Genomic DNA, 11,105 nt, shown 5'->3' with positions numbered 1-11,105 from the left:
GGCGATGATGTGACGGGGGCTTGGCATGGACTCGGTGGTGGTCCGTTGGACCGGCCGTGAGGCGCGTGCCTTGCGCGAGGCTACGAGGATGAGCGTCCGGGATTTCGCCGCTCGCCTAGGAGTCAACGACGCAGCGGTGTCTCACTGGGAACGCCGAGGCGCGGAGGCGCGGCTACGCTACGAGACTCAGCAGCTTCTTGACACTGAGCTCAGTCGTTCAGCGCCCGAGGCAATCGTTCGTTTCGAGTTGCTTCTGCGATCGGCGCACGAGAACAGCTTGATCGCAACTGATGCGTTCCCAGAGCACGCGAGATCAGACGAGCCTGATCTGGGGTCCAGGTCATCCCAGCGGACCGGGGTCTTGCTCGATTCCTGGACGCCAGATCCCATTGATCCCGAGGCATTGCATGCCGTCGATGAGTCTGCTGTCGATCGGTTCAGTCGTTTTCTCAGTTCGCTGGAACGGGTCTTCGTCCTCACCGGCGCCGCAGGAATCGGAAAGACACGGCTGTGCGAGCAACTCGGGCGACAATGGACAGGCGAGACGGACTTTCAGTTCCACGGCCGCGCAACGTGGACGTCCCCAAGGGCTGACCTCGCAACCGAGATCCTGCGATACGCCTCAATTCCCGCTGGCAGCGACTCCCTGCTGACATTGGAACGTGCGGCGCGAACGCTGTTGCGTCCGTGCCTAGTTGTGCTCGACGGGGTGATGTCGGAGGAGCACACTGTCTGGGTAGGTCGGCAACTCGACGCGATCTTGCGACAGGCGGACTCGAATCTTCTCAGGTTCGTCGTCGTCGCCCGGACACCGCCTGAACCTGACTTTTCCGCCTTTCCCATCCTGGCTGCAACGATCTTCGGCGGGCAGGATGCGCCGACCGGCGCGTCTCACCGCTTGGCGCCGTGGCCGATCGCTCAGACCCGCGAGTGGTGGGATCACACTCGCACTGAGAACGATCTCCTGTTCTCTAGGCTGCCGGTGTCCGTGCAAGCCCTCGCGCGGACACCGCTCTACCTGCAGATGCTGCGCAGCGCCGGAAGCGCCGCACAATCTGGCACCCGGCACACCTTCCAGCTCATCGACCACTGCGTTCGAACCATCCTCAGCCGATCGGGCCAGCCTGTGGACGCTGTTATCGACTGTCTCGCTCACTCGGCTGGCGATCTCTCTCCTGAGCTCATACCAACGCCTCTCCAAGGCAGGCCCCGCCCTGCAAGCTCTCTCGTCCAGGCGCCCCCGTTCGTGGAGCCCGTGGCCGGCGGAGCCGCGAGATTCACTCACGACATATTTCGGGAGTACTTCCTCGCGATTCAGATTGCTGACCAGATCGCGGATCTGGGGCGATCGTCGGCTGCGGTCGCTGCCTTCAACAACCTCGCCGATCGTGCTGCCCAATCCGCCCAGGCAAGGAACGTGTTCGAACTCGCAGTGCGTGCACTTGACCTCCGTGCACCCCACCTCATCGAAACCATCACCTCCGCGCCGTCTGTCTCCACGGACGTTGCGTTGCCGATGCTGCTGGAAACCACCGCGGCAGACGGTGGGCTGGCCGACCACGTCGTTCGTGCCTGCGCCACCCGCGCCCTCCAGTCGCCGAATCAACTTCTAACCCAGGCACTGCTCGCGGTTCCTAACCTTGTTACTGCGCTCGGAGACCGGCACGCAAAATGGGTGGTCGAACAGCTTCGATCTCATGGATCTTCGATCTGGGATGACATCGCCCACCATCTCGAGGCGGCTCTCGACATACAGGTGAGCGCTCGCATCGCCGACCTGCTCAAGCTCGACCATGCGCGAGAAGCCAGCTTCATTGCCCGCCACGTCGACCTGTTCGCCAGTCCCGGCGACGACGGCGACACGATCATCAGCCAGCTCGTTGGTCACCTCGACTGGCGAGTACGTGCTGCGCTAGCCACACCGCTGCGATCATGTGTCTCGCTGAGCGCCACGCAGGTGGATCTGATCGTCGAACGAATGACACACGACGGGGACTACAAAGTGCGGGCCGCTTTGGCGCGAGTGATCTGCTATCTGGAGACCGCATCAGCCCACCAGACTCTTGAGGCGTTACTCACGGACCCCAATTGGCATGTGCGCGAATGCGCCTTGTACGGAATTCTGGATGGACGACCATCACCATTGGCCCATTCTTCGTTCGCCAAGATTCTTATCGATGTCACCGCTGCAGACAAATCCTGGATAACGCCGCCGGCGTCGGTAGCAAAGCTGCGAACACGGATTCTGCTTCTCAGCGGCGCGATCGACTTGGATTCGCTCGAGCCGGGAGACCCGGCACTGCTAGGGCTACTGAAAGAAGTCAGGTCCGGCTGGACGACGCTGCCCGGAGACATCGAGCAGGCGCTTGTTTCATTCGGGAAAAATTCAACCCACTGGCTCACAGCTCAAGCAAGCGCCGCAACCGAGCAGCGACAGCACAGCGCCCACGAACAATATCGGAGGCGGCGCGGGCACCGTTCGCTGCAAGTCGCCCTCGACGTCCATACCCTCGACCAGGCCGTCGCGATCGCTACAATCGCCGCCGGTAGTGGTGTGGATTTTCTGGAAGTTGGCGATCCATTGATAAAGCGGATGGGCGTTGCAGCGATCGAGACTATAAAACACCAGGCGCCACAGACTCCCGTCGTCGCGGAAATGATGTCCGCCGACTGGGGTAGGGACCAGGTCGAGCTTGCGGCCGAGGCCGGGGCTGATGTTGTTCTGCTCATCGGTCCCGCATCCATCGCCAGCGTCTCCGCCGCAGTAGCCGCAGCGCGTCGTCTCGGCATCGCTCTCACGCTTGATGTGTCACCGGGCCGACTCACGCCCGCTTGGCTACGCGACATGGAACGCACCGGCATCGATGGGTTCGTCGTCACGACCAACATCGATCTAGGCGTCGGCGGCGACCATCCTCTCGCGACCGCCGCTTTGATCCGCGGTCACAGTCAGCTACCAGTCGCGGTATCGGGCGGGTTCACCACCGCTGACGCGGTACTCGCCGACAGTGACGACTGGGACATCGCCATACTCGGCCGGAGCGCATCAGACGCCGTACTACCTACTGACATGGCATACCAACTGCAAAATCTCATCCGGAGAATTCGCCCCCAGGAGCGCCTGTGAACATCACACCGTTGCGAATCGAACACATTCAGGAAGTCCGCCAGCTGATGGAGCGCGGCGAGCCGTACATCAGCGCCCGCACGCTGTCGGACTACTGGCTCTATGCCACCCTGTTTTCCACCACCTGCCCAGTCGCTGTCACCACCGATCGCTCGATCGCAGGCACCGTTATCGCGTTCCGCAGCCAAGACGATCCCAACGAGATCTACATCCAAGACGTCATGATCCACCCAGACCACCGACGACAAGGAACCGCAAAACGCCTGCTGCACAGCGTGCGACACCAGGCAGAGCAATGGGGTTGTCGGCGCCTGTACCTCACTTCCGAGCCCGAAAACCTAGCGGCACAAAAGACCTGGGCAACCCTGGGCTTCGAGAACGAACCAGGAGACTACAAGATCGCAGGGATATCTGTGAAAGCCGACTACAAAGGACCAGGCCGCGACCGCGCGGTGTACGCGCTTACCTTGCCCTGACATAGAGGCAGCACACACTGCAAATACTCGCGCACACCATCACAATCCGATCAGATATGGCTAGTTGGCGCACCAGCAGAGATTGCGCGGGCGTCACCTCGATTCGTTCGAGCCCGGCCAGTACGCGGAGAACGTCGACCTCACCGCCTGGGCGCGGTTATCTGAGGGCACAGATAAAATTCGTGACTGTGGCGGCCTCGACGCTCAATAACTCGGCGTACTCACGGACAAGTGAGCGAAACGCACAAGGTGCGCCCACACTACGCCATCAGAACACCATTCCCAGCCCAAGCATCCTCCACGACAGTAGATCTCAGCATCCAAGGGATTTGGCTCCCACCAGCTGAGCACCGACGCCCGCTACACCGCGCCGACGTCTGCACCGCCTGTCGCTTCGAGGATCCATATGAATATGCACTGTGCGCCGAGATGGCCTATGGGCGGCGTTGCTGCCGCTTTCTTGTTGTCGATGACCGGGTGCGCGGTCGCGATCGAGCAACCCGAGCTGGCGATCGTCACCACTACGTTCTCACCAGCACAGATGTGCGCGGCGCTGGCTTGGCCGCAGCCCACTCCAGCACTGATCGGGCAACGATTCGACCGCACACTACCCGCAACTACAGCATGTTTCTTCATCGCCACGGCGCTGACCCCGGACGGCAGAAATATCGCGCTTGAACCAGCGGTCGTCGATTCCTCTGTTGTCGTTGCTTAGTTTCCGTGTCTCGATTAGCCACCAGCTAACGCCCTGACCTTGCGTTATCAGTTGCACGACAACGGTTCTCGAATATATGTTCCCGCCGTGATGCTAGTGGAGTTCACCTCGCAGGGGTGGCAATCGTGGGACGTCGAGCAGCAGCCGCTGATTCGTGACGGGATGCCGATCCTGGTCGATGACGACCTCCGGTTTGCCGATGACGGACTGCCGCGGCCGGCGGCCGTGGCGAATCGTTGGCTCCAGGAGTTGCCAGTCAGTGGCGCTCCGTCTCCGCGCACGTGGCGTGTATACGCGCAGGTGCTGCGCGCTTGGATCGAGTTCCTGTCGGATCGTGGAGTCGATCTGTTCGACTCACGGAGGTGAGGTAGTCCGGCCGGCCCACTGCCGTCGCGAGCGTGAACGTAATCGAGGACGCTGAAACAAAGCATGCGCCGTCGCTGGCCTGGCCTCAGCACAAGCGACGTTGCTACACGTGCACTCCAATAGCGTGTGGCTGCCACCGGGCTCGTGATCGCACGGCTGACCCGCGCCGATCACCACGGAATGCGGGCGCGTGAGTCGGTGGCGCTGACCCGATGGCTTACCGAGCAGGGCGTCACGGTCACAGAACCCGCGCACGACAGCGCCGTAGTGGTCGACGACTTCGTGATCGCCTTCTGGCAGAACTACCAACAACCAGATCGAGGCGCCCAATCCACCGCTGCGCTCGGAGCCATACTCGGCCTTGTGGGGGCCGAGCGGGCAAGTTGTTGCGAACATTCGGTAACGATTGGTATCAGCTGGACGCTGCGGTCGACAACACAATATGTTGGGCATCGAGGTATCCGAGGTCGATGAGTCGGGTACGGAGCGCGCGGGCCGAGCTGGTTGCCGGGTGCTGCCACGCTCGCAGGACGTCGATCGCTTGTCCAGCGATGTACATGCGATCCCATTGGTCGTCAGCGTTGTCGAGCAGAGCTATGAAGATGGTGCAGGTGTCATCGGTCGCCGGTAGACGAGCGAGTTTGTTGGCGACCGACTTTTGATGGCCGATCCGTCCGAGTGTCACCTCAAGTGTGCTCGCGATCATCTTCAGCCAGCGGGCGTCGTCGATGTTTGTTACGAAGGCCCATCGACCGATTCCGGCCAACGCTACATCCTTGCTGGTGATCGCGTCCGTACGAAGCAAGTAGTCCCACGCGTTGACAGCGCGGGCCAGAATGGGTGCGTCCGACGCGGCGTTTTGGACGAGAAATGCGATGTACTCGACTGTTTCGGCTAGGGCAGCTGGTGTAGCAGCGAGACGATCGACGACGATGCGGATGTCGTACCCCGGCACGTCGTCGATTACGCACAGGGCGAGGATACGAGCGGCGTTGTACGCGTTGCGCTTCGCTGCCTGGAAAAGGTCGTCGCTGCATGTTTTGTACAGCCACGGGGTGGGTTGGCTCCACCTCACCGTGAGTTCGAAAGTCTGTCGGCCGAAGGGGCGGTCTCTGAAGAGAGGCTGCAGTCGGCTTGCAAGCCAGTCACCCGCGATGTGCTCAAGGATCGGACGATGTGCGGCGAGGATTGCTCGCAGCTCAAGCCCCGATGCAGTGGTGAGTGCGATGACGGTGTCGAGGGTCTGGGTGAACTCTGCGCGGACGTGGGGGCGATTGCGATGTTCCCAGGCTGCGAGCGTGAGCATTGTCAGCAGGCCGTTGCTCCAAGAAGCGTCGTATGCGCGTTCCAACGGCGACTGGCTGAGTTCGCCGACCGTGGGCGCGTTGGCGATGAGCTTGTCACAGACATCCCACAGCGGGCCCAGTTGAGAGTCGACGTTGCCATCGTGGTTCGCCAGTTGCCGAACCAGATCGAGAAGCACTCGCTGAAGATCACGGGAATCTGCCGATCCCCCGGCGGGCTGTGTCAGATCCGGTGGTTCGAGTGTCTGCAGGAGGCGAGGGACAACAGCATCGATCACGGCGGGCGCCTGAGGCACGATGTCCTCGATGCCGCCGAGCAATCCTCGTACGTAAGCTTCGACGAACTCGTCGGTGGCTAAGCCCTCGATGATCTCACTAGGGCAGCTGCTCCACGCCGCCGGATCGTTCTGCACAGCGTCTTCCAGTGCACGCGTACGCCAATAGGGACCCGGGAATACACGGCTGACATCAGCATCGGACTCGCCGGCTGTGAGCATGGCGACAACTTCTAGGGGCGGTTCTGTCGACAGATCCACCGTGGCTGAGGTGCGTTCGACGAACTGCAGGCCGACCTCGGGCCTGTGATCGACTGTCAAAGGTTCGGTTGAGGGGCGATCCTGCCAGTATTCGGACAGCTGATCGATAGCCGGTGTCCAGGCTGCGAGAACGCGCTCGGGCAGAATCGCAGCCCAGCGCCACATCCGGCGCCAGTCCGCGGGAATCGACTGTTCCTCGGCTGGTGTGGGGGACGGGACACCGCACGCGTCAACCCAACTGCGCAAATCTTCGTCCGTGGGGTCGCGGTCCATGATGCTGTTGACGAGGGCCAGGTCCTCGGCGGTCGTGAGCGCGTGCCCGATCCGCGTCGCTACATGCGCGATGGCGTCCGAAATGGGTTGATCTGCTGCTACGGCGAGGACTTGGGCGCGTAGGCGGTCGCCGATCTCGCCGCTGATACCTTGCACACACTTCCACTGCTCGTTGAACGGGACGTTGTACTGCGGTGCTACAGAAAGCAATCGGGAGAGGTGATGCGCCAATAGCGGCAGGGAATTCGGGTTTTCCTGCATCTCCAGGCCGAGGGCCTCTACGCCAATCCACCGAAACGCTGTTTGTTCCACTTCCTTTGCTGCCAGCTTCCGGGTCTTGCCTGCAAGGATCTGGGCACGGTTGACATAGTTCACGGTGGTGAGACCTGCTGCCAGATGGTCGAGTATCTGCACGGTCTCGTAGTGAGCCGGGCGCGGAAAAGGACTGCAGTGTCCGAGTACCGCGTCGGCCACCTTGGTAACGAACTGGTCGTCTGGCCGGGCCTCGAGCGCTGCATGCACAGCAAGAGATCGAACAGCCCCGACATCGCCATGCAACCCAGCTACGGTGGCGACGACGGGACGTCCTGCCGAGCCGAGACTGGCTGCAACACGCAGTACCTCGTAGCGAGCTGAAGTCCGCTCTGACTTTGGCTGCTGGGCGATATCGCTCAATACCAACTCAAGTAGGTCTGCGACAGATTTTGGTTCCGTCTTGCCGAGACCGTTGGTCAGCGAGGCGGCCGGCCACACCGTATCCGCCACTGGTACCCCCACGATGCCCGCGGTGTGGAGCGGCGACAGCCAGGCAGAATCCTGCAGGGCACCGAACAACAATCGCAGGTGGTGGCTGTTGGTCGCCAGCCGCGCGATGGTGTCCGTCTGGTCGGGAGATACCCATCGCTGAGCGGCCAGGTCCAAGATTGACTGGGCGACTTCATCCGGTGGCGTGAACATTCGATCGAACCATGAGATTGTTCGGTCGAACAGACTGGTGGCTTCTTGGTGCGATAAGTCCCCGTGCAGGCTCGAGTTGACATCCTGGAGCAGAGCCTGGAATTCCTTGACAGGATTGGCTACGCCGACAAGGGGATCCACACCTGTGCGTTGGCGCAGGTGCGTGATCAGCTTGAGGGCATAGCTGTTGGCGCGAGCCTCGTCCGCCTCCACGCGACGCATCACGGACTCGAATGTCTCCCGTGCTTCGTCCCGCCCCGTCTGAGGCGCCGCGAGCTGTTCCTGAAATATCCTCCATGATGTGAGCACGAGTCTCAGCCCGCCCTCGGCGGGATCATGGCTTGAGACAATGCGATTCAGTGCCTCGCGCAGGTTGTAGGCGGCACTGGCAGCGAGTCGGAGCCCGTTCTGATCGGTCTCCAGCTGAATGAGGAAGGCCTTGGCGGTTCTCAAGCAGTTGATGACGTCTTCTGCGGTCTCAGGGCCAAGTTCGGCACGCAACCGTTGGGCCACTGTCGTCGGTAGATCAAGGGCCGGTTCGACCTCAGCGATGCTGGCTACTATCGCGGCTTGTTCCTGCACGCAACAAGGCTAGATCCCAACCGTGCCTGCGGGCGAGCGACTTTTCGGGAGTGCCGAGCCGTTCTACTCATTGGCCGAAGTCGGGGCAATTTTGCCAGGTCTGCCAGCATGTCGCGGCTGCGACAGGGTGGCGTTCGCTAGGCCCTCGCCGCCGGATCGCACATTGGGTTGGACGTGCATGTCGCCGATCCAGGCCGCTACGACATCTGGTCGCAGGGTCAGCGGGTCCGCACCAACCAGTAGGCAGAACGTCAAGTCCTCACCGGCCCGTTGTCGAACGCATTGCGACCTCGGACAAGCTGGGCGAACTACGCCGCGAGCTCAACGGCCTGGTCGGGATGACCAGCAACAGCCGATGGCGGCTGGCTACGTCGGTCGTATCGTCACTGTATGGGTTCCTATCCTGTCGCGGTCACGTTGTTGTCCGCTGACGAGGCACGGCAGCAGATGGATGCGATCTGCGACCTCTACGACGAGGTCTTCAGCGTGGCGCCGTTCGTCTGGCCAGACGGGGAGTCGCAGCGGCACAGGAAGATGATGGAGCAATTCGTCCTCGATCCGACCTTCGGCATCGTGTTCGCCGAAGCCACGGGTCAGCTCGCCGGATGCGTGTACGGAGTGAGCCTCAAACCGCCCACGAACTGGTGGGACGGTTTCGAAGTTCCCGTACCTGACGACGTGGTACGCGAATGGCATGAACGCACATTCGCCGTAATCGACCTAGCGGTGCAGCAGCAGTGGCGTCGCCGTGGGCTCGGGCGCGACCTGATGAACACACTACTGGCCAGTCGACAGGAACAGCGGGCAACTCTGGCGGTGCAGCCGCAAGCGGCGGACGCGCATGCCTTCTACACCTCGATCGGAGGATGGGAACTCCTCGGCCGCCAGTTCCTGCCCAATGCTGGGTATGTGCATGATCGTTTCGACATCTATGTCAAGGCTTTGGGACCGAATCCGTAGCTGTCCAACTCCTCATCCAAGGTCCGCACTGGTGTGGTTGTGCGCCAGCGGTCGAGTCCACTGCGGGCCTTCTGGATACGGTCGACCAGCCGATCGGATCGACAGGACACGGCCAGTCGGGCGCTATCGCTGATCGCGGCACTGGCGCCCTCGATCTGCCCGGTGTCGGTGTAGGCGTGGGCGATATCGAGATGTACGAGGGCGAAATTGCGCAGATGACTTGGGTCGATGAACCCACGGGCGTCTTGTGCGGCGGCTAGAGCGCCGTGACCGTCTCCGAAGCGGTGAAGGCATTCGCTGCGGATGGAGCTTGCCAGGCCCGGGCCGTGGAAGTAGGCAACTGACTCGATAGGGCCAGAGGAAGTGTCGCCAGCGGCGATCGTGGCGTCGGCGGCATCGAGAGCAGCCATGCAGTCAAAGTGCTGGCCGGAGGCCGCGTAGGCGTATGCGGTGATGTCGTCGGCGTAAGCCTGCATGCGCCAGTCTGGCACCCGCCGCGCCCAGTTCTGGGCCGCTATCGCGTGGTCGATTCCGACGCGCGGATCGCCTTCACATACCTGCAGATAGGACAGGTTGCACAGGATCAGCGCCGCCAGAGCATCGTCGTGTGCGCGATGCGCGGACCGGCGACCATCCTCGTAATGACGGGTGGCCTCCTCGAAGTTGGCCAGGTCGAAATGCATCCAACCTGCCAGCTGGGACAGGTTGCTATGGAGCCCGTGCAAGCGCTGCTCCAGCGCTGGTGGGCATTCTCGTAGGAGGGCTTCGGTGATCATGATCTGCCCCGTCACCATCGGCATGATCGCGTGCGGACCGTAGGTATCGTTCTGCGCCAGGAAGATCTGCAGCGCCTCCTCGATGTTATCTACGGCTTTGGCATCGACGCGACTCGGCGTTATCAGCACCTTCTCTACACGTAGTCGTTCGTCCGTGTCGAGGCCTGCGAGAATCGCGGCCACTGCTGGGAGCCCATGGGCGATGCCACCGAACAACTGCAACAGCTCGCGACGATTCATCTCTATCCATACTCGCAGGTCTAGGTCTACTGGAAGTTCATTCATTGGCCGCGGCAGGTGGTCTGGAACACCAGCGAACGCCTTGCCTGCGCCCAAGAACTCATCGAAGCGCTCGCGGGCGCCGCTGTCCGCACGACGCAGCATCTCATCAAGCGAACCAGCAGTGAAGGGCCGAATCTTCACGGCCTCACCACCCGCCCGCCAGTTCGACACTGTGCGCGGATTGACCTCTACCCTCTCGGCAAACTCGCGAACCGACAAACGAAGCGCATCCTGAAGCGCCTTCGCTTCGAACCCTGTCCAAGCCTTCGACAGGACCATAGCCCAGTTCCCCTCTTCGATCAGCCACGCACTTCCACGCTATTGCATTTCGTTTCCACGCAACGGGATTCAATGGAAGACGCGACAGTGTGATGGTCTATCAGCGCACCTTGCCGGACTGCTCACACCTACCACCCAGCACCGAGCCATCCGCTCGGCACAGGCAGCGGACAACAACGGTCCATCTTCCATCTGGTCTCCGAACATGTTGTATAGCAAACGATTTCAGCGAACAAGCCCTGGAGATTCCCGCAGAAGTCGTCCCTTTCATCACGATCGCCTTCGTGGCGAAGCCGTGGCGTGCCGACATCTCGGACCGAGCCGTGTACCGGACCATCGCTTGCCAAGACGCGCACCCACTATCGAACGGTGGATGACCCATCTCCCCGCCGCAGTTACACGCGCTCTCACCCGACGACCAGGCATCCACCACCGGTCCGATGTCATCTGCCACCGATCGTCAGCCGTGAAC

7 protein-coding genes are annotated in these 11,105 nt (G+C 61.8%); 5 read left to right on the top strand and 2 right to left on the bottom strand.

Going from position 1 to position 11,105, the window contains the following annotated elements; genetic code table 11:
- Window positions 1-361 precede the first annotated feature (361 nt).
- From ACFWF2_RS13875 to ACFWF2_RS13860, 4 genes are all read left to right on the top strand, one after another.
- Window positions 362-3,127: an orotidine 5'-phosphate decarboxylase / HUMPS family protein gene (locus ACFWF2_RS13875; RefSeq protein WP_379307821.1), complete on the top strand. Its 2,766-nt coding sequence runs from the start codon at window positions 362-364 to the stop codon at window positions 3,125-3,127.
- The gene (locus tag ACFWF2_RS13870; protein ID WP_379307820.1) at window positions 3,124-3,603 is read left to right on the top strand and encodes a GNAT family N-acetyltransferase; all 480 of its coding nucleotides are present in this window, start codon (window positions 3,124-3,126) and stop codon (window positions 3,601-3,603) included. Before ACFWF2_RS13875 ends, ACFWF2_RS13870 begins: the two co-directional genes overlap by 4 nt.
- A gap of 436 nt (window positions 3,604-4,039) precedes the next feature.
- A complete protein-coding gene (locus tag ACFWF2_RS13865; RefSeq protein WP_379307819.1) occupies window positions 4,040-4,318 on the top strand; it encodes a hypothetical protein in 279 nt (92 codons plus the stop codon).
- Window positions 4,319-4,369: 51 nt separating this feature from the next.
- A complete protein-coding gene (locus ACFWF2_RS13860) occupies window positions 4,370-4,684 on the top strand; it encodes a hypothetical protein (protein WP_379307818.1) in 315 nt (104 codons plus the stop codon).
- Between the two features lie 412 nt (window positions 4,685-5,096).
- Here the strand turns inward: ACFWF2_RS13860 and ACFWF2_RS13855 are convergent, their stop codons facing one another.
- Complete coding sequence (locus ACFWF2_RS13855; RefSeq protein WP_379307817.1) at window positions 5,097-8,336, bottom strand: hypothetical protein; 3,240 nt, start codon at window positions 8,334-8,336, stop codon at window positions 5,097-5,099.
- A gap of 390 nt (window positions 8,337-8,726) precedes the next feature.
- Here ACFWF2_RS13855 and ACFWF2_RS13850 point away from each other — a divergent pair, with 390 nt between their 5' ends.
- Complete coding sequence (locus ACFWF2_RS13850; protein WP_379307816.1) at window positions 8,727-9,296, top strand: GNAT family N-acetyltransferase; 570 nt, start codon at window positions 8,727-8,729, stop codon at window positions 9,294-9,296.
- Here the strand turns inward: ACFWF2_RS13850 and ACFWF2_RS13845 are convergent.
- Complete coding sequence (locus ACFWF2_RS13845) at window positions 9,266-10,633, bottom strand: hypothetical protein (protein ID WP_379307815.1); 1,368 nt, start codon at window positions 10,631-10,633, stop codon at window positions 9,266-9,268. The genes ACFWF2_RS13850 and ACFWF2_RS13845 overlap by 31 nt on opposite strands.
- Between the last annotated feature and the right edge of the window lie 472 nt (window positions 10,634-11,105).

The organism is Nocardia sp. NPDC060259 (assembly GCF_042728775.1).
Classification (GTDB): domain Bacteria; phylum Actinomycetota; class Actinomycetes; order Mycobacteriales; family Mycobacteriaceae; genus Nocardia.
Note: the sequence above shows the minus strand (reverse complement) of the source record. Positions and strands in the feature narration are given on the sequence as shown.